This window comes from Bacteroidota bacterium, from assembly GCA_016715945.1.
Taxonomy (GTDB): Bacteria; Bacteroidota; Bacteroidia; order Bacteroidales; family F082; genus JALNZU01.
Genome location: JADJXJ010000001.1, coordinates 722,471 through 747,779 on the forward strand (window position 1 = coordinate 722,471; position 25,309 = coordinate 747,779).

The 25,309-nt window shown below is 50.0% G+C and carries 18 protein-coding genes; 9 read left to right on the forward strand and 9 right to left on the reverse strand.

Going from position 1 to position 25,309, the window contains the following annotated elements:
• Positions 1-17: 17 nt before the first annotated feature.
• On the forward strand, positions 18-1,220 hold the full coding sequence (locus IPM52_02635) for an FprA family A-type flavoprotein (protein ID MBK9290518.1): 1,203 nt from the start codon (positions 18-20) through the stop codon (positions 1,218-1,220).
• Between the two features lie 73 nt (positions 1,221-1,293).
• Positions 1,294-2,136: a hypothetical protein gene (locus tag IPM52_02640; protein MBK9290519.1), complete on the forward strand. Its 843-nt coding sequence runs from the start codon at positions 1,294-1,296 to the stop codon at positions 2,134-2,136.
• Between the two features lie 51 nt (positions 2,137-2,187).
• Here IPM52_02640 and IPM52_02645 read toward each other — a convergent pair whose 3' ends face one another.
• The 7 genes from IPM52_02645 to IPM52_02675 form a co-directional block, all read right to left on the reverse strand.
• A complete protein-coding gene (locus IPM52_02645; protein MBK9290520.1) occupies positions 2,188-2,481 on the reverse strand; it encodes a hypothetical protein in 294 nt (97 codons plus the stop codon).
• Positions 2,482-2,492: 11 nt separating this feature from the next.
• On the reverse strand, positions 2,493-5,618 hold the full coding sequence (locus IPM52_02650; protein ID MBK9290521.1) for an efflux RND transporter permease subunit: 3,126 nt from the start codon (positions 5,616-5,618) through the stop codon (positions 2,493-2,495).
• An 11-nt stretch (positions 5,619-5,629) separates the two neighbouring features.
• Positions 5,630-6,670: an efflux RND transporter periplasmic adaptor subunit gene (locus tag IPM52_02655; GenBank protein ID MBK9290522.1), complete on the reverse strand. Its 1,041-nt coding sequence runs from the start codon at positions 6,668-6,670 to the stop codon at positions 5,630-5,632.
• Positions 6,671-6,688: 18 nt separating this feature from the next.
• Entirely contained in the window at positions 6,689-7,987 is a 1,299-nt protein-coding gene (locus IPM52_02660; GenBank protein ID MBK9290523.1) for a TolC family protein, read from the reverse strand.
• Positions 7,988-7,992: 5 nt separating this feature from the next.
• Positions 7,993-8,613 (reverse strand): TetR/AcrR family transcriptional regulator, encoded by a 621-nt coding sequence (locus IPM52_02665; protein ID MBK9290524.1) that lies wholly within the window; start codon positions 8,611-8,613, stop codon positions 7,993-7,995.
• A gap of 135 nt (positions 8,614-8,748) precedes the next feature.
• Positions 8,749-11,376, reverse strand: coding sequence for a M6 family metalloprotease domain-containing protein (locus IPM52_02670; protein MBK9290525.1), 2,628 nt, complete (start codon positions 11,374-11,376; stop codon positions 8,749-8,751).
• A gap of 108 nt (positions 11,377-11,484) precedes the next feature.
• Complete coding sequence (locus IPM52_02675; GenBank protein ID MBK9290526.1) at positions 11,485-12,684, reverse strand: DUF438 domain-containing protein; 1,200 nt, start codon at positions 12,682-12,684, stop codon at positions 11,485-11,487.
• 145 nt (positions 12,685-12,829) lie between these two features.
• Here IPM52_02675 and IPM52_02680 point away from each other — a divergent pair, with 145 nt between their 5' ends.
• The 3 genes from IPM52_02680 to IPM52_02690 all read left to right on the forward strand — a co-directional run bounded on the left by IPM52_02680 (position 12,830) and on the right by IPM52_02690 (position 18,291).
• Positions 12,830-15,643, forward strand: coding sequence for a TonB-dependent receptor (locus tag IPM52_02680; protein MBK9290527.1), 2,814 nt, complete (start codon positions 12,830-12,832; stop codon positions 15,641-15,643).
• A gap of 186 nt (positions 15,644-15,829) precedes the next feature.
• Complete coding sequence (locus tag IPM52_02685; protein MBK9290528.1) at positions 15,830-17,605, forward strand: Ig-like domain repeat protein; 1,776 nt, start codon at positions 15,830-15,832, stop codon at positions 17,603-17,605.
• Positions 17,606-17,691: 86 nt separating this feature from the next.
• On the forward strand, positions 17,692-18,291 hold the full coding sequence (locus IPM52_02690) for a hypothetical protein (protein ID MBK9290529.1): 600 nt from the start codon (positions 17,692-17,694) through the stop codon (positions 18,289-18,291).
• A 70-nt stretch (positions 18,292-18,361) separates the two neighbouring features.
• Here IPM52_02690 and sucD read toward each other — a convergent pair whose 3' ends face one another.
• Positions 18,362-19,231, reverse strand: a complete 870-nt coding sequence (sucD, locus tag IPM52_02695) for a succinate--CoA ligase subunit alpha (GenBank protein ID MBK9290530.1) — start codon at positions 19,229-19,231, stop codon at positions 18,362-18,364.
• 81 nt (positions 19,232-19,312) lie between these two features.
• Entirely contained in the window at positions 19,313-21,610 is a 2,298-nt protein-coding gene (locus tag IPM52_02700) for a sodium-translocating pyrophosphatase (GenBank protein MBK9290531.1), read from the reverse strand.
• 247 nt (positions 21,611-21,857) lie between these two features.
• Here IPM52_02700 and IPM52_02705 point away from each other — a divergent pair, with 247 nt between their 5' ends.
• From IPM52_02705 to IPM52_02720, 4 genes are read left to right on the forward strand one after another with little or no spacing between them, the layout of a single operon-like run.
• The gene (locus IPM52_02705) at positions 21,858-22,442 is read left to right on the forward strand and encodes a bifunctional nuclease family protein (GenBank protein MBK9290532.1); all 585 of its coding nucleotides are present in this window, start codon (positions 21,858-21,860) and stop codon (positions 22,440-22,442) included.
• A gap of 8 nt (positions 22,443-22,450) precedes the next feature.
• Complete coding sequence (locus IPM52_02710; protein ID MBK9290533.1) at positions 22,451-23,977, forward strand: Na+ dependent nucleoside transporter; 1,527 nt, start codon at positions 22,451-22,453, stop codon at positions 23,975-23,977.
• A 13-nt stretch (positions 23,978-23,990) separates the two neighbouring features.
• Positions 23,991-24,815, forward strand: coding sequence for a thymidylate synthase (locus tag IPM52_02715; GenBank protein MBK9290534.1), 825 nt, complete (start codon positions 23,991-23,993; stop codon positions 24,813-24,815).
• Positions 24,812-25,306 (forward strand): dihydrofolate reductase, encoded by a 495-nt coding sequence (locus tag IPM52_02720; GenBank protein ID MBK9290535.1) that lies wholly within the window; start codon positions 24,812-24,814, stop codon positions 25,304-25,306. Before IPM52_02715 ends, IPM52_02720 begins: the two co-directional genes overlap by 4 nt.
• Positions 25,307-25,309: the final 3 nt, after the last annotated feature.

Below are 25,309 nucleotides of genomic sequence, written 5' to 3' on the forward strand. Positions count from 1 at the left end.
GCAAACCAGCGACAGATATGAACCAGAGGATTCTTGAACTCACCTCCGATGTACGATGGATAGGTGTGCTCGACAAAGACCTTGTCACCTTTGATGTGGTGATGGAAACCAAGTATGGCACCACCTACAACAGCTATTTTATCAATGCAGAAAAGAAAGCCGTGGTTGAAACGGTAAAGGAGCGTTTCTGGCCCGAGTATGAAGCCAAGCTCAGGTCGCTGATGAATCCTGCTGAACTTGAATACATTATCCTCAATCATACCGAGCCTGACCATTCCGGATGTGTGCAACATTTGCTCGAGATTGCTCCACAGGCCACAGTGGTAGGTAGCGGCAATGCAATCCGTTATCTCAATGATCTGGTTTCCATTCCTTTCAAAAGTATTCAGGTCAAAGATCAGGATACGCTAAGTCTGGGCAACAAGACCCTCCGCTTTATCTCGGCACCTAATCTTCATTGGCCCGACAGCATGTACACCTGGCTTGAAGAAGATCGCATTCTCTTTACCTGCGACTCTTTTGGCGCACATTATGCTGATGATCGGATGTTCGACGACCTGGTTGGCAACTGGGATGATGCATTCAAGTATTACTTCGATGTGATTCTCAAGCCTTTCAGCAGGTTTATGATCAAGTCAATCGAGCGCATACGTCCGCTCGACATACGGATGATAGCCACCGGACATGGCCCCATACTGCGCACCCATTGGAAGCGCTATGTGGACCTCTCGGAGCAGTATGCGCGCGAATACCTCGCCCTGCCACAGCCGCACCGGGTGTACATTCCATATGTTTCGGCATACCACAAAACCGGAGCCCTGGCCGAAGCCATTGCTCGTGGCATCGAGAAGTCGGGCATTGTAAAAGCTTTTGCTCAGGATATCGAACATACCTCGATAGGCGACCTGGAAATGCAGCTCACCATGTCGTCGGGCTTGATCGTAGGAAGTCCGACCATCAATCAGAACATCCTTCTGCCCATTTACAAGCTCTTTGCGGTGATCAATCCCTTGCGCGACAAAGGCAAGCTTGCCGGAGGTTTTGGCTCTTATGGCTGGAGTGGCGAGGCCATGAAAATCATTCGTGCCAACCTCGAAAGCCTCAAACTCAAATACACCGACACCGATGTGTTTGTGAAATTTTCGCCCGCCGAAGAGGACCTTGCACGCGCTGAGGCTTACGGGCAAAAATTTGCCGAACAGCTGCTTCAGCAGGCCTGAAGTTTTTGTTAATCTGCCCTGATGTGCCTTGCATTGGAAGCCATTGATTAACTTTGCCGTCAACCGGTTTCCTATGCGAAAAAGTAATTTTTCGGTTCACCTGCTCCTGTTGGTTCTTGTTGCAGCCTTATCGTCATGCTCCCCGGAGCGCAACCTGGCACGCAAATATGCGACACAGGCAAAAGACAAACCGGTGTTTGTGCTGCTGCCTACCGAGGTTTGGCTGGTTAACCAGAAATCTGATTATCCGGATGGCAGTTTCACTTTCGATCAGGCACGCATCGACCCGCAACTGCTTGAAAACACATTGATTCTGCCAAAACTAAGCCGACAGGGTGTGCTCCGCTTGTTTGGCGAAAATTTTATCAACGAATTGCGCAAATATGGCCTGAAAGTCTTTACCGAAGACCAGACCGAAGCCTTCATGGCTACCGACACCACAGCTTATATCCTCAATCTGGCACAGATTGAGTTGCAGGAATACTATAGCCCGGTGGAAGACGAGGTGCTTGTGGGTGAAACCGTTTATACCTACGATTTCACCATCAATGGGTTCAATCTTGGCCTCTGGCTCGAGCTGAACAAATTCAACGACACTAACTTGCAAAAACCCAGGGTGCTTTTTGCCACACACGACCTGCTCGACCGCTATGACGGGTACTTCACCATGAAGTTTATGACAGGAAAAGTAGATTACAAGCTAAAGGTAGATACGCTGAGTCTTGAGCGTGTGAACAATTTCATTGCATATCTTGGCAGGCTCTATGCTGCCTATACCTTTGATTATATGATGAATGCGCATGTAGAGCGCAAACTTGGTCCGGCTGTGGTGCCTCGCAGATATTTCCGTTGGGATCCGTACAACAAAACCCTTAAGGCGACCACCACCGACAGATTCATTCCATTGGAAGAATAAAAAAAAGCCCGGAGCACAGCTCCGGACTTTCTGGTTATGTTGCTTCGAAATCTAAACAGTTTTTAGCACATCCCACACAAAGGCCCGGATGCCCACCTCCTGATTGATGGCATCAATGCGTTTTACCTTTTCGAGTAAAGAATCCACCTTGTCGTCATCCACAAATGTGATGACCGCCGAGTTGATTTCGGGCCAGGTATGGGTGCCCATGCGGGGTTCGCCGGTGTGTGTGCCGCGTCCTTTCACGTTTTCAAACCAGCTGTAGCCACGTATGCCAAGTTGGTCGAGCACGTAATCCACACGCTCGGTGTGGGCGATATTGAAGATAATCATGACTGCTTTCATAGGTTTTCAGATTAAAGGTTTTGCTCCTGGAATTTGCGTCTCACTTTCATTAGTTTATCGCGCTCACCGCTGCGGGCAAGCACGGCATACATAACCGGAACCACCACCATTGTAACTATAGTGCTGAATACCAGACCTCCTATAACCGAAATACCCATAGGTCGCCAGATTTCGGAACCTTCGCCCGTACTTAATGCCAGCGGTAGCATCCCAAGTATGGTGGTAAAAGCAGTCATGAGCACCGGACGCAGACGCGAACGGCCGGCATTGGCAATGGCATCATACAAACGTTCTCCGCGGTCGCGCAGCAGGTTGATGAAGTCAACCAGCACAATCCCGTTTTTCACCACAATACCGATCAGCAACACCGAACCCAGTGCGGCAATAATGCTGAGCGAAGTGCCTGTGAGCAATAAGGCCAGGATCACTCCTGAAAATGCAAACGGGATGGAAAACATGATGATGAATGGCATGGTGAATGATTCGAATTGCGAAGCCATCACAATGAATACCAGCACAATACTGAGAAGCATGAGTAAGCCCAGGTCCTGAAACGACTCCTGCTGGTCTTTGTAAGCCCCGCCGATCTCAATCATCACATCCTGAGGCACATTGCTTTTGTCCAGATCTTTGATGATCTTTTCTGCCAGCTGGCCCAGTGTCATGCCATCGGGTTTGGCGCTCACCGTAACCACACGTTCTTTGCGTTTGTGCTGAATGGCTGGCGGCCCCCAGTTTTCGACAATGGTGCCAAGCTCTTTAAGCTTGATTTTCTTGCCCTGAGGATTGGTGATGCTTATTTCTTCAAGCAACGTAATGTTGTTGCGATACTCCTCGGCCAGGCGGACAACAATCTGATATTCGTCGCCCTCTTCTTTGAGCAGCGATGCCACCATGCCACTGATACGGTTGCGAAGCATGCCGCCTACCTGGGCTGTGGTCAGGCCATTGGCAGCCAGTTTGTCGCGGTCGAGCACAAACTGCAATTCAGGTTTGTCTTTCTTGCGGCTGATGGTGATGTCTTTGGCTCCGCCCATAGCCAACAACTGGTTTCTGAAATCTTCCGCAATCCGGTTGGTGGTGTTGAAATCGTAACCAAAAATATCGATGTCAACCATACTTTCGCCACCGAACGACATGCCTCCGCCGGATGTGGAAACGTTGTAATTGATCACCTCCGGAAACTCGCTCAGGCGCTGGCGCAAACCATCGGCCACCTGCCAAACGGTTCGTTCTCTTTTATCCACAGGCGCCAGGCGGCTCAGCAGGTTGATGATATTGGAGCCTGATTGTTGGAAAGTGGAAAACATCGCTCCCTCGTCGTCGGAGCCTGCTGTCACAGCCATAATTTCGATTTCCGGAAACTCATTAAAAATAATCTGCTCCAGCTTGCGGGCGGTTTTCATGGTTTCTTCCACCCTTGTTCCTGTTTGCAGCTCGATGGTAGCTGTGATGCGCGACTCGTCGGTCTGAGGCAGGAAGTCGGTGCCCACAAAACGCAAAAGCATCAGCGATCCCACGAAAACAGCCGTGGCTGTGAGCATGGTAAATGTTTTGTGTCTAAGGACCCATTTCAGCGTGCTCACATAAAAGTTGTCGAGCCAATTGAGCATGGGCTCAACTGTGCGCTGGTGATGATACCATTTGGGTTTTGTCTGTTTTGGTTTTAGCCGGAGCAAACGCGACGACAGCATGGGCGTCAGGCTGATGGCAGCAAGGGTGGAGGTGGTCACGGTGATGGTTACAATCCAACCTAACTGGTTGAATAGCATGCCCGTAAGACCTCCAACCAGCGTCAAGGGGAAGAAAACGGCAACCACTACAAGGGTAGTGACGATTACTGCCAGCCATACTTCGTTGGTGGCATAAATGGCAGCTTCTCTCGGGCTGTTGCCTCGTTCGATATGCCGGGTGATATTTTCGAGTACCACAATGGCATCGTCAACCACCATACCGATGGCAATCGAAAGTGAGGTGAGCGAGATGACATTGATGGTATTTCCGGTGATAAACAGATAGATGAATGAAACAATGAGCGCAATGGGAATGGTCAGGATGATGATAAAGGTTGCACGCCACCGGCCAAGGAAGAAGATAACAACAAGCGCCACAAAGATGAAGGCATACATCAGTGTGGTGGCCAGGTTGTTGATGGAGCCACGGATGAAAGTGGAGGTATCGAGGATTTGTTCCACTTTCACATCAGGCGGCAGGGTAGGGAGGAGCTCGGCCATTTTTTTGTTGATCTCTCTGGCCACCTTCACGGTGTTGGCGCCCGATTGTTTCATCACAAACAACCTAAGCCCGGTTCTGCCATTGATCTTCTCATCCTGCGATTTGTCTTTCAACGAGTCGCGTACCATGGCCACATCTCGCAAATAGATCGGGCGACCGTTGAAATTACCCACTACGATGTCCTGAATTTCCCGGCTTTCGACAAACTCGCCCATCACACGCAGCTGGTAATCAAATTGCCCCATGCGGAGGTTACCTGTTGGAACATTGGCGTTTTCAGCAGCAATCGCATTGCCGATTTGCTCGATGGTCATGTTGTGGGCTTCGAGTTTCCGGGGGTCAGCTTCCACATATACGACGCGTTTGGGCACGCCAATCATTGATACTGAGCCAACCCCATCCACGCGGTTAAGGGGGTTGACGATTTTCTCATCCAGAATTTTCTCCAATCCTGGATAACTTTCACCAGCCGTGACTGCATAAAACACAATTGGCATCATGCTGGTGTTGAACTTAAAAATGGTGGGCCGGTCCACACCCTCGGGCATCCGGTCGTATATCCGGTCGATAACATCCCTGATCTCGTTGGTGGCCTCCGCCAGGTCGGCTCCCCAGTTAAATTCGATGGTGATCACCGACAGGTTGTCGCTCGAGGTGGAACGCACCATTTTTACCTTATCAACCGTGTTGAGGGCATCTTCCAGACGCTTGGTTACATTGGTTTCGATGTCGGCCGCACTGGCGCCCCTGTAGGTGGTAAGCACGGTGAGAAATGGCGGATCAATTTCGGGATACAGGTCCACCGAGATATTCATAAGCGAGTAAATCCCCATCACAATCACGGCGGTAAACACCATGAGCGTGGTGATGGGTTTGTTGACGGCAGATTTGTAGATACTCATCTCAGTATTGTTTAGTTGTTGACAACCTGTACTTTAGAGCCGTCGAGCAACCTTGCCTGACCTGATACAATTAATTTCTGCCCGGGCTTGAGCTGGTCGCTTTCCACTTCAACCATCTCGTTGTAACGTTTGCCGAGTTTCACGGCTATTCTTCTGGCAACGCCGTTTTCTTCAACAAACAGGTATCGGTCGTTCGAACCCTGCAGCTTAAGCACGGCTATGTCGGGTACAAGCATGGCATTGTCGCGGTCGAGATCGAGGGTGACGCGCACAAACATACCCGGCCGGAGCAGTTCGCCGGCGTTATCAATGGTAACCTCAATCTGGAAAGTGCGGCTCATCTGGTCAACCACCGGAAAAATATTGGTGACTCGTCCTTTGAACTGTTGTCCGGCATACACATCGCTCCTTACATTAGCCTCAATGCCTCGGCGGATGAGCGGGAAATACTTTTCAGAAACCGGAACAAGGGCTTTGAGCTGGTTGATCTGCACCAGCGAGACGATGGCCGGCTTTCCAACCGAGGGCACGGGTGCGCCGGTATAAACCTCGCCATTTTCGAAGTATTTGCCTGAGATGATCCCTGCGAAAGGCGCACGAAGCTGCGTGTTCTCGCGGAGAAAAGCAACGTTGTTGCGCAATACCTCAAGCTGCGATTTGAGCTGATCATATTGCTGCTGCGCCACCGAACCAACTTTCCGCAAAGTATCGAGGCGGCGAAAATCGGTTTCGAGCGTGGCAAGCTGTATCTCGGCCTGACGCAACTGGGTTTGATCCATTTGAACCAGCAGATCGCCTTTGCGAACCCTGCTGCTAACTTCAACAGATATGCGCTCGATGCGTCCGGGCGATGAAGGCGCAAGGTGCAACTCCTCAAAAGGCATGAGGGTCGCCGTGTATTCCACACTTCGGGCAATCTCTTGCAAACCAAGCTCCAGGGTCTTGACCGGCTCGATGCGTTCGGCCACTTCAAATTTCTTGCTTTCTTTCTTTCCGCACGATGCAAGCAAGGCCGGAATCAATAAAACAGGTATGAGATGAATTCGTTTCATGATGTTTATGTTATTGAATTACTTAATGTTACCATTTAATTTGTCGAGCTGAAGCTTGGCATTGAGCACCTGCATCATGGCATTCAGATAATCCGACTCTGCCCTGAGGTAGTTGTTGTCGGCCGTGGTCAGATCAAGACCGGATATCATGCCCTGGGCATATTTGTTCTGAAGGTTCTGATAAACCCGGCGTGCAACTTCGACGCTTTTTCGCTGGTTCTCGTATTGCTCGATGGCGCTGTTGAGGTTGAACCGCAGTTGTTTTTCCTGAATACGGAGCTGATCGGTGAGCAGCTCGCGGGTATTCTGCATGTTTTTCTCATCTACCAGCGCCTGTTGTACCTTGTAATGTTTTACACCACTCGAGAAAATGGGTATGTTGAGCTGCAGTCCGACCACATTATTTGGTGTCATGTCAAAGTCGGGCTTTAATATTTTGTAGGTGTAGCGGTAATAGCCGGCAAGCGTAGGCAGGTAAGCGGCGCGTTGCAGGTCGGTCATTTTGCGGCTCATGCGTTCCTGCTGTTTGATCAGGCGATATTCAATCTGGTTTTCAAGCAATAATCCCTGAAGCCTGGCCACCGCCTCATAATTGGACTGGAGCAATTGCTCGAGCTGATCAGTCAGCTGCAATTCTGTTTCAGGCTGCAATCCGAGCTGGAGCCGCAAAAGGTTCAATGCCATCTCGTGCTGGCGCTCGGCCGAGGCCAGGGCATTGCGCAATGCCATCATCTGAACTTCGAGCTGATCCACATTGGTTTGCTCTATCATTCCCACTGCAGCCAATGCATTGGTTTTTTCGAACAGCTGCTGCATGTTTGCCAAATTCTGGCTGATGATGCGCTGGCTCTCGGCTGTGAGCAAGGCCATGTAGTAAGCCTCTGTAACTCCGCTAAGTACCTCAAGTTCAGTGCGCTCCCGGCTCAGCTGCGTCAGCTCTTTCGACAGACGGGCCATCTGCACGCCTACAATGTAATTGCTGCTGAACAGCAATTGCTGCACATTCACAAACAAGTTGCTTGTGGGCTTGATGTCGATCTCGCTTGGGGGCATGTTTTCGTTGAATCGGATGATGATCTTGGCGCCGAGGGCATTGCTGTAATCGGCATTGGCATTGATCTGTGGCAGACCGTTGGCTATGGCCTCGCGCAACGCCATCTCGGCCTTGGTAGTGGCATAGCCGGCTGCTTTCATCTGTCGGTTGTGCTCCAATGCATAAGCCCTGGCTTCCGATAAACTGAATACCCTGGCTTCGGCTGCCGAAGCAAAAAGCGTGGCAGAGAGCAATAATAAAGTAAGTAAGTGCTTGGTTTTCATTATCATTAGATTATGATGTTTGATGCAGAAAAAAATTCGTCCATCAGTTTCACCCCACGTTCGGTGCAAATGCCTCTGAAATAGGGGATGAAGATGTTCACAAGCAGTTCGTGATCACCGGGATTGAGCGCCTTTATTCGGGTACTCACGTGAATCACGTTCATCATTTCGTGAATGAAATTATCCACAATGGCAATGTTGATCTCGCTGCGGAAAATGCCTTGACTCATGCCTTCGCGCAGCAACACAAAAGACGCAGAATAGCGCGAAAGGTCACTGTTGTCGGTGTAAAACATCTCCTGTATTCTGTCGATATACTTACCGATGTCTTCAATGAACAGCGGCGAAACCGAGAGTCGTTTATCCCGCTTGTGTTTCATTATGCGGAACAAGGCCTCCACAACGTGCTCCGAGTCGGAGATGATCTGCAGCATCTCGTTGTTCTCCCGGGTGATCATCTGCCGGAAAGTTTCGAGCACCAGATTGTCTTTTTGTCCAAACAGCTCGTAAATGGTACGCTTCGACATGCCCAGGTCTGCGGCCAATCCATCCATGGTCACATTCCGGATACCAACCACAGGAAACAACTCGCAGGCCCTGTTAATCACTTTTTCCCTGGCTTCCATGTGAAAAATTTTGGCAAAACTATAAAAATTATTTCGTTTCAAAGTTTTTTTTTACAAATTTCACAGAAGTCCGAAAGCCACAGAAACAAAAAAAGCGACTCTGCTGAGCCGCTTTTTCTGGTCTAAAGAACTAAATTAATTGTTTATCAACAGCTTACGGCTTTCTGTCCGCAGGCCGTCAACGACATGGACGAGATAGGTTCCGCTGGTCAGGTTCACATTGATCGAGGCATGCGGCCCGGCAATATTGCCTGCATAAACAACGCGTCCGCTCAGGTCGGTAATGGTGACATTCGCCTTTGCAGGTGTGCTGCGCTGGATGTGTATGTGCCGGCTCCGGGCATCAAAATAAAGCTTTAGTGCTTCTTTTTCAGATTGTTCCGGGGTTGAGACAAATTGTGATACAACCACATTGTCGATGAGCAACGGATTTCCAAAATAGCTTACGGTTTCGAATGCCAGCCTCACCGATGGCTGTCCGGCCAGCTGGCTCAGATCGATGGTCTGGCAGGGTGCGCCAAAGCCGCTGCCACACCAGTCGTCGGCTGTTTGGGGCCAGAACACCTGTTGGGTGGGAGGGTGGGTGGCAAAATTGCCGCTTCCGTTTTCGCCATACCTTGCCAGCGCTGTCCAGGTTTGTCCGCAATCGAGCGAATACAGGATGTTGAGCGAGTCGCTATAGTTGGGATACTGGGCATTCTGGGCATAAGCATGTGAAAAGCTCAGGTAGGCCGCCTGCATATTGCTGAAATCGAAGGGTTTGGAAATGAGCCTGTCGCGTTGACCAATGGCAAAATAGGTGCGGAAGTTGATGCCTGCGGCCCAATTGCTGCCATTTCCCTGCACCGGATGCAATTGCCATGTGACACCATTGTCAGGATTGTGGATCTTCCACGAGCCCTCGGTAAAGCTGTTGGTTTCAAAATCATCTTCGAAATGCCCGGCTTGCGGACCAACCCGAAACCAGTTCTCGAGCACAGTGTTGTGGATGCCCAGGTTGTTCGACACAGTAAGTGCCAGGGTATAGGTGCCAGGAGCATTGAATTTTACGACCGGAAAACGTGAATTGGCATTGGTGCCATTGAGGAAAGTGAAGTTTGGCGGGTTGATCTGCCAGGTCCAGGTGTCGGGCAAGCCGGTGGAACGGTCAATCAACTGCACCTGGTCGTCCAGGCAAAGCTCTTTCACATTTGAGCTCGGAATGGCCACCGGTACCTCGGGAAAGTCCACCCTGAACGACATGGTCGGTCCTACCTGCGAAACATTTGAGATGTAGATTCCGGCTGGACCTCCGTTCTGAAGAAATGCATTTGGATTGGTAAAGTCATTGAATTCAGTCCTGTTATAATTGGCTCCAAACACGGCATCGTTCAGGTTGCCATTGGCCGACAGGCTGCCGCCAGGTCGGAAGATGTATATTTCATCCGGCGGACCCTGTGCATTGCCGTTGCCCGCAGCCAGATTGATTCTGTAGATCAACAGACCACTCTTGGGTAAGGTGCCATCGAAAGTGCCGGCTTTTCTGCGGAATTCGAGCAGAAAGAATTCGCTGTTGCTGTTGGGCGAATTGACGCGCCAGACGTTGTTGCTGCTGTTGGATAGGTCTTCGATGGTGTACACCCCACTCTGGGTAATCACAGGAATGTTGTCGATCCACCCGCCATACTTGCGTTTCATCCAGGCCCCCATCGACTGTGGTGGGTTGTTGTTGGCTGCCATCACATCCCAGGGGCCAACAGGAGTGAGGTCGGTGTTGGTGTAGCGGTAAAGGTCGGGAGCACCAAGTGAATGATACATTTCGTGTGCAATCACCCCCACACCACTCGACTGGATACTGGTCTCCAGGTTGAAGTTGTAGTCCCAGACGCGTTTACCGTTGATAAAAGCGGACTGTGTATAAAGCGACCAGCGATGTGGCCAGAGCAGGGTGCTCCAGGCAGTAGTGCCTCCGCGAACTATAAAAATCACATTGTCAACCCTTCCGTCGTTGTTGTAATCCAGGTTGATGCTTGTGGGAACGGGAGAATTGATGTTGATCCAGTTGACTGCATTTACCAGCAAAGTATGCTCGCGCTGAGTACGTTGGTTATCAGTTTGATAGCCATCGGGATTGGTGGCTGCGTTATAGGGCATGTAATAGCTGCGGGGGAAGATGTCCTGGTAGGAACGCACAATATTATTTTCAGGCACCGGAAAAAAATAGCTCACCAGGTCGAGCTGGCCGTAGCTGACGGTTTTGAAAAAATTGTACATGCTGTTGTAATCCGGCGGTGTGTTCCTGTTGCACATGTTCCAATAGACCGTGGTGTCGGTGGTAAACTCGGCCTGATCGGCAAAGCGGATATAAATCACAATGTTGTTGAATTGGCCGATGGCGCGCGATTCGCCCCTTAAGCCTTCGGCAAAACGAAATTCAGTTTCCCACTTCTGCCGGATAGCCGTGCGCTTCTCGGCCGAAATCATCAGGCCAGGCCGAAGATGTGTGCCGGCCGGATCGATGCTCCCTACGCGGTAATCCGAAGGCACAAGCTCGTCATCAATCAAGTCAGCATAGTAGTAAAATCCGTCTTCGGGATGCTGTATGATTGTAAACATCTGCGCGTCGTGCAGCCAGTTGAAAAACTCATCTCCCGTGGCCAGCAGGTGCAAGACACTGCCATCGGGCTGGTTCACCTCCACGGGCTGGTTGTTGAGCCAGGCTGCCCTGAGCCCGGCAAATGGAAGGAAAACGAGAAAAATAATTGCGAATAAAAAGTGCTTCATGGGTCGAATGGATTGAATATCGGTGGGATGCAAATCTAAACAATATTGATTACCGCGCTTATAATCGGCGTGCCTTTGCCCTTTTCAATCCGACCACTTGCTGAATAGTTACGAATTCCACTGCAACAAGCGCCTTTCGCCTGTGAGACCAACGATCCCGCTGATATCCTGGCTTACCTCAAGCACACCTTTGTATTGCCCTTGCGGATTGCGCAGTGCGAAATACCGGATCATGATCTTTCGCCCTTTATGGTCAATCCAGAAAGTAGCTTCGTTTTGCGTGCCTGTCCTGAAGGCCTGAATAATTTCTTCCACCGTGCCGATGCTCTCCGGCGGATGGCACTGGCGCACGTTCCTTCCAATGATGGCTTTCGTTCGAGGAAACACCCTGTGTGGAGGGTCGGAATAAAAACACACTTTATCAGTTTCGTCCACGAGCGTAATGTCCACCGGAAGGTGACTGAACACCAGCATCAGCTGTTCCATGTTTAGCCTGCCTATGGGGAGCAATATCTCCTCATTTTGTTCGCTTAAGCTGGTCTCAGCACCTGGCCGGAAATTTCGGGCTTCCGGCATTTGTAATCCAAGTGATTCAAAATCAGGAACGAGGGCAATCAACTCATCCGCAGGAATACTTTCTTCCACATGATACAAAAGTATCCTGGTGTCTCGCAAATGAATGGCATAAGTGGTAAAATACAACTTTCCGATTTCCCTGTTGAAGGCTTTAAGATCGAATTTGCCGGGTTCAAGCATGTCCACCGAATTCTTGAAGCTTCGCCGGATATCGTCGTGGAAAGACCACATCACACCGAGGCAGCCAAAATGCGGCCAGTGTTTTTCCAGCAAAGGAAACAGAACGTTTTCCTTAGCTGTGTAGTAAACCATCATCGGTTCCAAAGCCTGAAACAAATGTTTTGCTTGGCCAAGCAGATCAGGGTTATCCGGCATCTCATTGATCCGGCGGATGACAGGTTTCAATGCATGGAGCTGATCAACAATATTTTGGCTCCACCGGGCCAATATACCTGTCACGCTTTTTTCTTTCGGGTTAACTCCGGGCATAGTGCGAAGAGTATTGCCCAGGGTGTTCAGGAACTTATTGATCCCGGTTTTGAGTGTAGCTATTTCAATTCCCTCCTGAACCAACCCGTGCACAAGTTCGATGATGTCGTATGCCTGGGTGTTGTTGATTATTTCTTTGTTTCTGCGAATCGCTTCCAGCGCATCATCTTGATTCAAAATACTGTAAAACAGTTCCTTGAGTGCTCTTAAACGTTCTTGCCGGTGAATAGATATCTCTGACATGTGTAAATTTTTTGCAAAAATGATGAAAATAAGTACGTCAATACCAATTTTATTGTTGCTATTTACTTCATAACAATTAGTTAACATAGCATTTAACTTCACCTTAAAGCGCCGTTCTAAGTTTGCCGCAAATTTTGCAGGGAGTATGAGATTTATTCACGTTCTTTTTGTGGGAATGCTGTTGTTTGCTGTCCTTCCGGTAGTGTCGCAAAACGCCGCGATCACAGGTAAAGTGACAGACAAGGCCACGGGTGAGGAGCTGGCCGGTGCCAATATATATATAAAAGGTACAACTATCGGTGTTTCCACCGACCTGGATGGAAATTATACCTTAGCCAACATACAGCCTGGTACCTACACCATTGTTTGCTCATACATATCATATAAGACCATTGAGTTCCCGAACATCAGGCTTAATTCTGGTCAACGGCTGACCATGAACATCCAGCTCGAGAGCGATGCTTTTCTGATCGAAGGTGTGACTGTGGTAGCACGCAGGGCCACCAATACCGATTTAGCCTTGATCAGCTCCATAAAATCGGCCGAGCAGGTGGTAAGCGGCATCTCCTCGCAACAAATCAAACGTTCGCAGGACAGCGACGCCGCACAGGTGGTAAAACGTGTTCCGGGTGTGATTGTGGTTGACGGGCGTTTTATCAACATCCGTGGTCTGAGCGAGCGGTATAACACCGTTCTCCTGCACGATGTGACAGCACCCAGCATGGAAGCCGACGTCAGATCGTTTTCTTTCGACATCATACCCAGCAACCTCATCGACCGGATAATGATCTACAAGAGCCCTTCGCCCGAGCTGCCCGGCGATTTTGCGGGTGGGGTGGTGAAGATCTACACCAAAGGTATCCCCGACGAGGAAGGCATTCAGGTGGGATACAATGCAGGGTTTATCGAAGGCGTCAGTTTGGGAAGCTTTTACCGGGCGCCTCAGGACCGGATGTACTGGACTGGCTTCAACAATGGAAAGTACAATCTTCCAGCCGATTTTCCGGCCGACTTGCGAAAGATTTACGACAACCCTGACCGTCGCACTGCTGCCGGGCGGAGTCTCAACAATGCCTGGGTGCCCGAACAGCTACCTGCACTTTGGAACCACAGCGCCTCGCTGAATGTCGCAAAACGCTTCAAACTACCTAAAGATCAATTTATTGGCAGCATCAGCTCGGTGAGCTACAGCAACAGCAAGAATGTGCTCGATATTGAGCGCAAGGATTTTAATTCATGGGATCCGGTCACCGGAAGCAGCGTCATTTACCGCTTTAACGACGAACGTCATGTTCAGAATATCCGTCTCGGGGTGCTTCAGAATTTTGCCTGGTCCATCAAACCAGATCACATCATCGAGTGGAAGCATCTCTTCAATCAGTTCAGCCAGGCAGAATATATCCGCCGCACCGGGCCACATTACGACTTTGGTTACAATGCCGACAACCATTCCTTCTATCAAATTTACAGGGGTGTTTATACTACCCAGTTGACAGGAAGCCATAAGTTTGATGAAAACAACAGCTTCGACTGGGTAGCCGGCTATGGCATGGCGTACAGGGACGAGCCCGATTACCGGCGCTACAGGTCAGATCTGGACACGATCAACCTCACTAAAACACTCTACGTGCCTTTTGGTGCTGCAGCAGCGTATTTTCTTGGCAGGTTTTTCTCCGAAATGCGCGAATACAACTATACGGCTAATGTAAACTACTCCAGAAAACTTGGTATTATTGCAGGTATCCGGCCGGTGCTCAATGCAGGGCTGTTTGCCGAGTTCAAAGATAGAAGCTTTCAGGCCCGCAATATTGGCTATGTGAGGTCGAGCATCACCAACTTCAATCAAAACCTGTTGAGAGTTTCCATCGACTCCCTTTTCCATCCTCAGAACATCAATAACACCAACGGAATTGCCATTGACGAGCAATCGAATCCAAGCGATAGTTACACCTCCGACAACACCAATTATGGTGGTTTTATTTCGGTGCTTGCGCCTCTGGGTCCGCGCCTGAACCTGACTTTTGGTGCACGCCTCGAAAACAACCTGCAACGCCTGAACAGCTTTACCCTGACCAACGATCCGGTGAACGTGGAGCTACCTGATCTGAAGCTCCTGCCCTCAGCCAGCCTCACTTTTAACCTCAACGAAAGCATGGTGCTGAGAGCTGCCTACGGACGCACAACCAACCGGCCTGAGTTCAGGGAGCTTGCACCTTTCGGATTTTACGATTTCAACTACAACCTCGTGAAGAAGGGTAACGATAGCATCGTAAATGCAACCATTGATAACTTTGATATTCGCTGGGAATGGTATCCGTCTGCCAGTGAGCTGGTTAACGTTGGCCTGTTTTACAAACTTTTCGATAAGCCCATTGAAACCACCTTCGTACCCGGAGGGGGATCGGGCGGTATCAAAACTTTCACCTTTGCCAATGCATCATCAGCTTACTCTTTCGGCCTGGAAGCGGAAGTCAGAAAGTCGCTGAAAGGGTTGATAAACTCTGGTTTTGTGGATAGACTAAGCATCATGTTCAACGGTGCCTTAATCCGCTCCCAGGTTAAACTTGGCAGCGCCGGAATCGGTCAGAAATACGAATCCAGACCATTGTTCGGCCAGTCGCCCTACATTATCAATGCCGGATTTTATTTCAGCGATCCCTTAACACAAACTTACGTTACAGCACTTTTCAATGTGATCGGACGCCGGATTTATATCGTAGGCTTCGACGACTATCCCGATATTTATGAAATGCCCCGAAACCTGCTTGACCTGACCATAACTAAAAATTTTGGAAAACGAATTGAGTTGAAGGCAGGTGTGAGCAACATTCTGGGCGCGCCTGCCTTGCTGCTGCAGGATGGAAATCAGGATGGAATATTCGACCGTCAGGCGGATCAGCGGATACAATTCAACAACTCTCCCCGCAACTACACTTTGGGAATGACTTACAGTTTTTAATTCATACTCTCCTTTTTCCCTGCTTAATTCACAGCCGGCGCTTTCGAGGCGCTGGCTTTTTTGTTAACCTTGACTTAACAGTGATGGCCGAATGTTTACAATTAGCTTAAACTACAATTAACGGCAAGGCAAACTGGGCCGGATAGCTTTGCCACATCAAACTCTAAACCCAAATCAAAATCCATTATGCGAATTAAAAATCAGCTTTTGAAGAGCATTTCCGGCCTGTTCATCGTAATGCTCGCCGTCAGCATGAGTCTGACTGGTTGCAAAAAAGAAGATGAAAAGCCTGTAGGCGATCCACCAAGCATCAGCCTGAGTGCCGAGACCCTGAATGCCCTTACCGGCACCAGTGCAAGCACCGTACTCACGCTCACCGCTCCTGAAGGACTTAAGCAGGTGATTATCCTGAAAAACGGTGTGCCTTTCCGGACTGAAAACTACAATGGCGAAACCTCTGCCACACTCAACTTTAGCTATGATATCACCGAAACAACTCCCGGCACAGTCATCAACTTTTCTTTCCAGGCCATCGACAAACTGGATCGCTATTCCAGCCTTAAAACCTTCACAATCACGATTGTGGAAGAAGTGAAGGAAATTGTTCAGGTGAGTGGCAACATCACAGGTAATGTAACCTGGACTGCCGATAAGATATATCGTCTGAACGGCTTTGTGCGCGTACAGGATGGCGCTGTCCTGACCATTCAACCCGGTACACTCATCATTGGAAACCGCGAATCGAAAGGAACCCTCATTGTTCAGATGGGTGGCCGCATCATTGCCGATGGCACTCCGGACAATCCTATTGTGATGACATCCGAACGTGCACCAGGTTTGCGTAATCCCGGCGACTGGGGTGGACTTGTAATTTGCGGTCGCGCAAAGAACAACATCACCGAAGCCACTGGACAGCCCACTGAGCTTGAAGGTGGTTATGGCGGATTCCACGGCGGAAGCAACGACGACGACAACAGTGGTATCCTTCGCCATGTGCGCATCGAGTTCGCCGGAGTTCCGATCAATCCTAATGAAGAAGTAAACTCGCTCACCCTGGGCAGTGTTGGTCGTGGTACCATTATCGAAAACGTAATGTGCTCCTATGGCCTCGATGATGCATTCGAATGGTTTGGCGGCACTGTGAATGCCAAGAACCTCATTTCTTATCGCAATCTTGACGACGACCTGGACGTTGACCTTGGATACAGTGGTAACGTACAGTTTGTGCTTGTAGTTCGCGGCGAAAATCTGGCCGACCAGTCGGGTTCCAATGGTTTTGAGGTTGACAACAATGGTTCCGGAAGCAATGCCCAGCCATTCACAAGTGGTGTTTTTGCTAACGTAAGCATCATTGGCGCCAAAGCAAACCGCGAAACCCCCATCAGCCTCCAGTACCAGCACGCTGCTCAGTTGCGCCGTAACTCGCGCATCAGCATCTACAATTCCTTTATGACCGGCTTCCCATATGGCCTTTATGTGGACGACGACCGCGCAGGTTCCGGACAAGCTTTCCTCGACAACGAACTGCAAATCCGCAACCTTATCCTTGCAGGTGTTGAACACTGGGGCGGCAACGGTTACGGTTCGGCCGGCACTGTGTTTACAGGCCCACCATCCAATGGCAACCAGCATCCTACCAACCCGCGCGGCCAGGCACTTCGTTCGCATGCCAACTTCCCCGGCGGCCAGGCTGCTTATGAAGCTCACTTCAATACAGCTTCATTCAATAATGTGCTCATGCCTAAGTGGCAGGATGCCGGCATCAACCCCTCGCTTTTCGAAGATGGTACCATCAATCCTGTGCCATTGGCCGGTTCTATGCTGCTCACCGCTGCCAAATGGGACAACACCCCGAAAGCTGGTGAATTTTTCCAGAAGGTGAACTTTATTGGAGCTGTTGGCACACAAAATTGGACAGCTCCCTGGGCCGAATGGAACTGCCACATCGTAAAATACTACTAATCAGGCAATTTCTCTCATAGGTGAATCAAGTCGGGAAGCCTCAGAACTTCCCGACTTTTTTGATTTATTTGCAAATTAATGTGCTCATGAGATATATGACGTTCACAAAAATCTTTACCCTATCGGCAGCATTCATCATTGCAATGCTTGCAGCCTGCAACCAAACAAATAAAAAAACCACAGCTCAGGAACCTGCTTTCAGGCCGGTTTCATATTATTATGGTGAAGCAGAAAGAGATACCCTGCTCGTTGACCTGGTGACCTATATCGGACGTAAACCGCCACATGCCACTGCGCACACGAGGTTTGAGCCACAGTTCCGGACTTACTACACTGATCTGGCGAAAAACTTCACCTTGTATTACTACAGTGTACAGAACGATCTCCATACCTTTTACCTGAGCAGGCCTGCCCGTACCCTGGAAGGCAATCGCCGGGGTGTGCTCGGAACATTCAGGCGTAATGAGGAAGGAAAAATTGTGGATTTCAGAGAGGTGCTCAACACGGTGGCGGGCGACGAAGAACGGATCAGACAGCTTGGCCGGCAACTGATGGAAGCTTTTCTCACCAAAAACGGTTTTGATGAACTGCTCAATAACAGAAACCTCATTGAATGGCCCGACAGTTCGCTGAAATACGACACTACCGTTTTTGAGTGGCGTTATGTGCCTTACGCGATAGAATAGCTTAAGCACAAAAACAAAAAGAGGCTGACTTTTTGCAAAGGCAGCCTCTTTATTTTTTACAGTGAAAGTATCACGAAAGCAGTTCAAGCATTTTTGAGCCGATTTCGGCAGGGGAGTCCACCACATGGATGCCACACGAGCGCATGATTTCCTTTTTGGCCTGTGCGGTATCGTCTTTCCCGCCGATAATGGCACCGGCGTGGCCCATGGTGCGGCCTTTAGGTGCAGTGGCACCTGCGATGAATCCAACCACCGGCTTGGTACCATATTCCTTGATCCAATAGGCCGCATCGGCTTCCATGCTTCCGCCGATCTCGCCAATCATGACAATTCCTTCGGTTTCAGGATCTTCCATCAGAAGTTGAACAGCTTCTTTGGTTGTGGTGCCAATGATAGGGTCGCCGCCAATGCCGATAGCTGTAGTCTGACCTAAGCCGGCTTTGGTAAGCTGGTCAACGGCTTCGTAGGTGAGTGTTCCGGAGCGCGACACAATCCCCACCCGTCCTTTTTGATGGATAAAACCGGGCATGATGCCCACTTTGGCTTCGCCCGGGGTGATTACTCCCGGACAGTTTGGTCCGATGAGGCGACAGTCGTAGGCCTTGATATATTCTTTAGCCTTAACCATATCGGCCACCGGAATGCCCTCAGTGATGCAAACGATCACTTTGATTCCGGCTTCGGCGGCTTCCATGATGGCATCGGCAGCAAATGCAGGGGGCACAAAAATTACACTGACATCTGCACCGGTTTTATCTACAGCTTCTTTTACAGTGTTGAACACCGGACGGTCAAGATGGGTGCTGCCACCCTTGCCGGGGGTAACACCACCAACCACATTGGTGCCATATTCAATCATCTGTCCGGCATGAAAAGTGCCTTCGCTTCCGGTAAAACCCTGAACGATAATTTTGGAATGTTTGTTGACGAGTACGCTCATTATGGTGTTTTTTGAGGTTCAAAGGTAAGTCTTTTTTGTGCGCTGTCATCACGAAATGTAATGTTAACAGGGCTTTGGCGGTTAACCGAACAGGCTGAAGCTTACTGTAAGCCCGGCCATGACCACCGACACCATCGACATCAGCTTGATCAGAATGTTGAGCGAAGGTCCGCTGGTGTCCTTGAATGGGTCACCGACGGTATCGCCAACCACGCCGGCTTTGTGGGCATCGCTGCCTTTGCCACCATAGTTGCCTTTTTCAATAAACTTCTTGGCATTGTCCCATGCGCCACCGGCATTGTTGAGCATCGAAGCCAGGGTAAAGCCTGCGGTAAGTCCGCCCACGAGCAGGCCAACCACACCGGCCACTCCGAGAACCACTCCAACGAGCACAGGAATAATTATCGCCAATAGCGATGGAACGAGCATTTCACGCTGGGCACCACGGGTGGATATTTCAACACAGCGGGCATAATCAGGAGTGGCTTTACCTTCCATTATACCTTTGATCTCGCGGAACTGCCTTCTCACTTCATCCACCATGGCGCCTGCAGCCCTGCCTACAGCTTTCATGGTCATGGCTGAAAATACAAAGGCCATCATGGCGCCAATGAAAATGCCTCCCAATAGCAAAGGATTAAATATGGTCAGGTTGTATGCCTCAGCAAAATCGGTGATTCCGGCTGCTGATAGCTGTATAATCCGTTGACCTTCAGCAACAACAGGTTCCACAGTGGCACGACCGGAAACAAAAACGATCTTGCCCACTTTCATCAGGCCATCAGATTGGTCGGCAATCTTGCCGATCCAAAGCCTGATTTCTTCCATATAGGCTGCCAGAAGGGCCATGGCTGTGAGTGCAGCCGAGCCAATGGCGAATCCTTTGCCGGTGGCGGCGGTGGTGTTGCCCAGCATATCAAGGGCATCGGTACGTTCGCGAACTTCTTTGGGTAGTTTTGCCATCTCGGCATTGCCCCCGGCATTATCGGCAATGGGTCCGAAAGCATCTGTGGCCAGCGTAATGCCAAGGGTGCTGAGCATACCTACCGCAGCAAATCCGATTCCGTAAACCCCTTGGGCAAAATCGCTGAAACCTCCGGCAAAACCAAATGCAGCCAGAATACCGGCCACAATGGTTGTAACCGGAATCCAGGTAGAGAACATGCCGACAGCCACACCATCGATAATAGTGGTGGCAGGACCGGATTGTGCCTGACGAGCGATGCCTTTGGTAGGCTTATATTCATCCGAGGTGAAATATTCTGTGCCCTGTCCAATGATGACACCTGCAACAAGACCAGCTACAACCGAGCCAAATATTCCCCACGAAATCCAGCCAAAATTGGCCAGGGCTGCAACCACAACAAGGATGAGCAGTGAGCTTCCGCCAGTGCCAAGCAACAATGCATTGAGCAGGTTTTTTTGTGAGGCCGATTCTTTTGCCCGAACGAAGAAGATCCCGATGATGGAGATGATAATACCCACAGCAGCCACAATCATGGGTGCGATGACATATTTTTCCTGTTCACCGCCTGCGATCACCGGAAGGGCAGCACCCAGGGCAGCAGTGGCAAGAATTGATCCGGCATAGGATTCGTAAAGGTCAGCGCCCATACCGGCCACATCGCCTACATTGTCGCCCACATTGTCGGCTATGGTTGCGGGGTTGCGCGGGTCGTCTTCAGGAATACCGGCTTCAACCTTACCCACCAGGTCGGCCCCCACGTCGGCAGCCTTGGTGTAAATACCACCTCCCACACGTGCGAACAAGGCCTGGGTAGAAGCTCCCATACCAAAAGTGAGCATAGTGGCAGTGATCTCAACCATTTTCATGTGCTCGGTGGTGCCGGGATGCACCAGGTGGAGCCCCAGAAAGGTGAGTCCGTTGGCCATATTTTCTGGAGTGTACACCCATTGGCTGAGTATATAATACCAGGCTGCAATGTCGAGCAGGGCAAATCCCACCACCACCAGGCCCATCACTGCACCCGAGCGAAAGGCAATTTGCAGACCACGGTTGAGCGAGTGGGTGGCCCCCCAGGCCGTACGAGCCGAAGCATAGGTGGCTGTGCGCATCCCCAGATAACCGCACAAACCTGAGAAAAAACCTCCGGTGAGAAACGCCACAGGTACAAAAGGATTCTGCACCTGAAAGTAGGCCAGCACTCCCAGCAATACCACCATCACGCCAAATACCTTGAGCACAACGGTGTACTGCCGTTTCAAATAGGCCATGGCACCTTCGCGCACATACTGGGCAATGCGCTTCATCTCATCTGTACCCTCGCTGTTTTTCATCATGGTTTTGAAAAAATACCATGCAAAGGCCAGTGCCGCCAGCGAGGCCAGAGGAACAAGCCAGAAAATGGAAGTCATCATAACGTTTTTTGGTTTTGGTTATAGTTTGGTCTTAAAATCTTCACGTACGAAAAACCAGCTTGCAAACGATTGCAATTCGATGGCCAGAAATTAAAGCCCACAAATTTAGGGCATAGCCTCTTGGCATCAAAGATTTTTTTAACAATGCTTTTGCACCGGTCGATGTTAATAAATTTGCGAACCGTATGTAAAAAGCAGCATTGTAAGTCCATTAATTTGTAAATGGTTTACAAGGAATCAATCCGACATGCAGAAAGTGAGGCTTGAGATAGTCAGGATGACCTACAGCCAGTCGCAAAGCGGGGCTTATGCACTCATCCTCGGAGAAGTAGGCGGCACCCGTAGGTTGCCCATCATCATCGGAGGCTTCGAAGCCCAAGCCATCGCGCTCGGTCTGGAACGAATCAGACAAAAGCGTCCGCTCACGCACGATTTGTTTATGAATTTTGCCAGATTCTACGGCATCGAACTTGTGGAGGTGGTAATCAATAAATTTCGTGAAGGTGTTTTCTTCGCCATTTTGCGATGCGAAAAAGATGGCGTTATCAGCGAGATCGACGCACGTACTTCCGATGCAGTTGCCCTCGCCCTCAGATTCCAATGCCCGATTTATACCTACGAAAGCATTCTCAAAGAAGCGGGAATTGTGATGGATGACGAAGGCTCCAATATCGAACCCGAAGAATCCGGTGAGGACGATAGCCCTTTTTCAAATTACCTGCTGAGCGAACTTGAAGAATTGCTCCAGAAGGCCATCGAAAACGAGGAATACGAAAGAGCTTCCCAGATTCGCGACGAAATACAGCGCCGAAAGAAAAACCAAAACCTATAAAAGCGAAAATGAAACTGGATCACATCAGATTGCTCTTGCTTGCAATGGGGCTGTTAGCCTCTTTTTTGTTCGTAAAAGCGCAGGACACTTCAGCTCTTGAAAGCGTGACTAACGAAATGGTGCTTCAAGCAGATAACGATAGCACTGTGGAGGCTGATACGCCGCAAATGACCGAAAATGCGGATGAGCAAGGCAGCCAGAAAAAGAACATTCTTGCCATGGAAAGGCGTTCAGGCTTCGGACTTGCAACCATTTTGCGGGGATTGCTCGGTATGCTTGTCTTAATAGCCATTGCATGGGGCTTCAGCACCGATCGCAAGGCAGTTAACTGGAAAGTAGTGGGCATCGGATTGCTGCTTCAGCTCGGACTGGCGCTCGGCGTGCTTTTTGTTCCATTCATAAAGGCCTTTTTCGAATTTTTTGGGCAGATGTTTGTGCTGGTGCTCGATTTTACAAAGGCCGGCACCATGTTCCTGTTCCGCAGTTTTGTGTCCGATTCCATTGAGTCGGCGCTTCAAAACTTTGCTGTTCAGATCCTTCCAACTATTATTTTCTTTTCTGCACTCACCAGCTTGCTGTTTTATCTGGGTATCATCCAACGCATCGTGAAAGGTATGGCATGGGCAATGGTGCGCCTGATGAACCTGTCGGGCGCCGAGAGCCTCTCGGTTGCAGGGAATATCTTTCTTGGTCAAACCGAAGCTCCTCTGATGATTAAAGCATACCTGCCAAAGATGAATAAGTCCGAAATCATGCTGGTCATGCTTGGCGGAATGGCCACGCTTGCCGGCGGGGTGCTCGCTGTGTATATCAGCTTCCTGGGGGGCGACGATCCGGAACAGCGTCTTCTTTTTGCAAAACACCTGCTCGCAGCTTCAGTTATGGCCGCTCCGGGTGCCATCGTGGTTTCCAAGATTTTGGTTCCGCAGACCGAAAAAATCGACAGAACCATCGAGGTAAGCAAAGAACAGATCGGCAGTAATGTGCTCGACGCCATCAGCAATGGTACCACCGAAGGTCTGAAGCTTGCCGTGAATGTGGCAGCCATGTTGTTGGTTTTCATTGCATTCATTGCCATGTTCAATCATATCAGTATCTGGATTGGAAACGTCATTGGCCTGAACGACAACATTGCACAGTGGACAGGAGGTCGCTACAACGAGCTCTCGCTTCAGTTTATGCTAGGATATATTTTTGCCCCCATCATGTGGCTGATTGGCATCAGCGGACCAGATATCACCCTGGTAGGCAGGCTATTGGGCGAAAAGGTCATCATGACCGAATTCATCGGCTATGTGAGTCTGGCTGAGCTGAAAGGTCTGAATGCATTCAGTGACCCGAAAAGTGTGATCATGGCCACCTATATGCTTTGCGGATTTGCCAACTTTGCCTCCATCGGCATACAGATTGGCGGCATTGGCTCGCTGGCCCCCAACCAACGGGTGCTGCTCTCAAAACTTGGCATGCGCGCTCTGCTGGGTGGCACTTTGGCTTCGCTGCTTTCGGCCACCATCATCGGAATGCTCATAGGATAAGTTAACCAGTTTCATGCAACAATACCTCGACCTCCTGAAGTTTGTACTCGAGAACGGTGTACGTAAGTCCGACCGTACCGGAACCGGAACCATCAGCATTTTTGGATACCAGATGCGTTTCGACCTGTCGGAAGGCTTCCCCTTGCTTACTACCAAAAAGCTGCATACACGTTCCATCATCCACGAGCTTTTATGGTTTCTGAAAGGAGACACCAATATCCGTTACCTCAACGAGAACAAAGTGACAATATGGGACGAATGGGCTGATGCCAATGGCGACCTTGGCCCGGTGTATGGTGCCCAGTGGCGGAACTGGAATGGCGAGGGCATTGATCAGATCAGCCAGCTTATTGAAGGCATCCGAACCAACCCCGACAGCCGAAGGCATGTGGTTAGCGCATGGAACCCGTCGGTGCTGCCGGTTGCCGGCAAATCGTTCAGCGAAAATGTAGCCCTTGGTAAAGCTGCATTGCCTCCCTGCCATGCCATGTTTCAGTTTTATGTGGCCAACAACAGGCTATCGTGCCAGATGTATCAGCGCAGCGCCGATATCTTTCTGGGAGTGCCTTTCAATATTGCCTCCTATGCCTTGCTCACTATGATGGTGGCTCAGGTTTGCGAACTTGAGCCGGGCGAGTTTATCCTCACCCTGGGCGATGCACATATCTATCTGAACCATATTGAGCAGGTAAAACTGCAGCTCAGCCGCGAACCGCGCCCCTTACCCAGGATGACACTTAATCCCCGGGTGAAAAATATATTTGACTTCAGGTTCGAAGATTTCACCCTCATAGGTTACGACCCGCACCCGCACATCAAAGGAGATATCGCCGTATGAGCAATCCCTGCAGGCTGATTATCATAGTGGCCATGGCCCGAAACGGGGTCATTGGCAAGGGTAACAAACTTCCGTGGCACCTCCCTTCCGACCTCAAAAGGTTTAAGTCATTAACCCTGGGGCATACCGTGGTCATGGGGCGAAAAACATTCGAATCCCTGCCCAATGGTCCGCTCCCGGGCCGCCATAACGTAGTACTGACCCGTAAACAAATCGCACCTGCCGACAATCTTTCGGTGGTTCACAGTGCAGAGGAGGTGCTGAAGCTTGCCGGAACTAACACCTTATATATTATAGGTGGTGGTGAGGTTTACCATCAGTTCCTCCCGCTTGTCTGCCGGCTTGAGCTTACCGTAATAGATGCAGATTTTGAGGGAGACACATTCTTCCCTGTGGTAGATTCTGCACAATGGAAAGTGGTTGCCGAACAGCCGTTTACCGATGAAAAATCTGGTCTTCGCGGCTGGTATCGCAGCCTGGAGCGTTTGTAGGCA

Excerpts from the sequence above, each read along its gene's own strand:
- IPM52_02710 (MBK9290533.1), top strand. The coding sequence starts at position 22,451 with ATGAAACTGGATCACATCAGATTGCTCTTGCTTGCAATGGGGCTGTTA.
- IPM52_02645 (MBK9290520.1), bottom strand. The coding sequence starts at position 2,481 with ATGAAAGCAGTCATGATTATCTTCAATATCGCCCACACCGAGCGTGTG.
- IPM52_02680 (MBK9290527.1), top strand. The coding sequence starts at position 12,830 with ATGAGATTTATTCACGTTCTTTTTGTGGGAATGCTGTTGTTTGCTGTC.
- IPM52_02660 (MBK9290523.1), bottom strand. The coding sequence starts at position 7,987 with ATGAAAACCAAGCACTTACTTACTTTATTATTGCTCTCTGCCACGCTT.
- IPM52_02720 (MBK9290535.1), top strand. The coding sequence starts at position 24,812 with ATGAGCAATCCCTGCAGGCTGATTATCATAGTGGCCATGGCCCGAAAC.
- IPM52_02675 (MBK9290526.1), bottom strand. The coding sequence starts at position 12,684 with ATGTCAGAGATATCTATTCACCGGCAAGAACGTTTAAGAGCACTCAAG.
- IPM52_02640 (MBK9290519.1), top strand. The coding sequence starts at position 1,294 with ATGCGAAAAAGTAATTTTTCGGTTCACCTGCTCCTGTTGGTTCTTGTT.
- IPM52_02685 (MBK9290528.1), top strand. The coding sequence starts at position 15,830 with ATGCGAATTAAAAATCAGCTTTTGAAGAGCATTTCCGGCCTGTTCATC.
- IPM52_02650 (MBK9290521.1), bottom strand. The coding sequence starts at position 5,618 with ATGAGTATCTACAAATCTGCCGTCAACAAACCCATCACCACGCTCATG.
- sucD (MBK9290530.1), bottom strand. The coding sequence starts at position 19,231 with ATGAGCGTACTCGTCAACAAACATTCCAAAATTATCGTTCAGGGTTTT.
- IPM52_02690 (MBK9290529.1), top strand. The coding sequence starts at position 17,692 with ATGAGATATATGACGTTCACAAAAATCTTTACCCTATCGGCAGCATTC.
- IPM52_02635 (MBK9290518.1), top strand. The coding sequence starts at position 18 with ATGAACCAGAGGATTCTTGAACTCACCTCCGATGTACGATGGATAGGT.
- IPM52_02700 (MBK9290531.1), bottom strand. The coding sequence starts at position 21,610 with ATGATGACTTCCATTTTCTGGCTTGTTCCTCTGGCCTCGCTGGCGGCA.
- IPM52_02670 (MBK9290525.1), bottom strand. The coding sequence starts at position 11,376 with ATGAAGCACTTTTTATTCGCAATTATTTTTCTCGTTTTCCTTCCATTT.
- IPM52_02705 (MBK9290532.1), top strand. The coding sequence starts at position 21,858 with ATGCAGAAAGTGAGGCTTGAGATAGTCAGGATGACCTACAGCCAGTCG.
- IPM52_02665 (MBK9290524.1), bottom strand. The coding sequence starts at position 8,613 with ATGGAAGCCAGGGAAAAAGTGATTAACAGGGCCTGCGAGTTGTTTCCT.
- IPM52_02655 (MBK9290522.1), bottom strand. The coding sequence starts at position 6,670 with ATGAAACGAATTCATCTCATACCTGTTTTATTGATTCCGGCCTTGCTT.
- IPM52_02715 (MBK9290534.1), top strand. The coding sequence starts at position 23,991 with ATGCAACAATACCTCGACCTCCTGAAGTTTGTACTCGAGAACGGTGTA.